Source organism: Streptomyces sp. NPDC005533 (assembly GCF_042871845.1).
GTDB lineage: Bacteria > Actinomycetota > Actinomycetes > Streptomycetales > Streptomycetaceae > Streptomyces.
Genome location: NZ_JBIAJH010000193.1, coordinates 1 through 1255 on the forward strand (window position 1 = coordinate 1; position 1255 = coordinate 1255).

The 1255-nt window shown below is 67.8% G+C and carries 1 protein-coding gene; it reads left to right on the top strand.

What is annotated here, in order from left to right; all coding sequences use genetic code 11:
* Window positions 1-135 precede the first annotated feature (135 nt).
* On the top strand, window positions 136-1255 hold a 1120-nt coding region (locus tag ACFYP3_RS37880; RefSeq protein ID WP_388842672.1), incomplete at its 3' end, for an IS256 family transposase.

A 1255-nucleotide genomic window follows, 5' to 3' on the forward strand; every position in this document is an offset into this window, starting at 1 on the left:
GAGCAATGCTCAGGACTTGTGGATCGGCCTGGGGTGGGATGTTCTGCGGAGTGCGGAGGGCGTACCTTCCCAGGTGATCGACTTAATGTCACCGAGTAGGCCCGCGTTCGTAGCGCGGGCTGGGAAGGCACGCCCGTGCTCAGCGTAGTCAATGCCGATGGCACCACCGAGACCGGATCCCTGCTGGACGACATCGTCCGGGAGGGCGCGAGGCGGATGCTCGCCGCGGCTCTGGAAGCCGAAGTCAGTCAGTACATGGCCGAGCTGGCCGACCAGCGGGACGAGGCAGGCCGTCGCCTGGTGGTGCGCAATGGCCACCACGGCGAGCGGGCCGTGGTCACGGCCGCGGGGCCGGTTCCGGTGAAGGCGCCCCGGGTGAACGACAAGCGCGTCGACGAGGAGACGGGAGAACGCATCCGGTTCTCGTCGAGGATCCTCGCGCCGTGGTGCCGTAAATCTCCGAAGATCAGCGAGGTCCTGCCCCTGCTCTACCTGCACGGACTCTCCAGCGGTGACTTCGTGCCCGCGAGGGAGCAGTTCCTGGGCTCGGCGGCCGGCCTCTCGCCGGCCACGGTGACCCGGCTGACGCGGCAGTGGCAGGACGACCACACCGCCTTCCAGGACCGCGACCTGTCCGGCACGGACTACGTCTATGTATGGGCTGACGGCATCCACCCCAAGATCCGCCTCGGCCAGGCCCGCTCCTGTGTCCTGGTCCTGATGGGTGTCCGCCTGGACGGCCGCAAGGAACTCATCGCCCTGGCCGAAGGACTGCGGGAATCATCCGAGTCCTGGGCGGACCTGCTGCGGGACTGCCGCCGACGCGGGATGCGCGATCCCGAGCTCGTGGTGGGCGACGGTGCAATGGGTCTGTGGCGGGCCCTGGCAGAGGTGTTTCCGCAGGCCAGACACCAGAGGTGCTGGGTTCACAAGATCCGGAACGTTGCCAACGCCCTGCCGAAGTCCGCCCAGCCCGGAGCGAAGAAGGCCCTCCAGGAGATCTACAACGCCGAGGACCGGGACCACGCCGAGAAGGCGGTCAGGGACTTCGAGCGCGCCTATGGTGCGAAGTGGCCGAAGGCCGTGAAGAAGATCACCGACGATGCCGAAGAGCTTCTGGCGTTCTACGACTTCCCCGCCGAGCACTGGATCCACCTGCGGACCACCAACCCCATCGAGTCCACGTTCTCCACCGTCAGGCTCCGCACCAAAGTCACCCGCGGCGCCGGCAGCCCGGCCGCAGCCCTCGCCATGG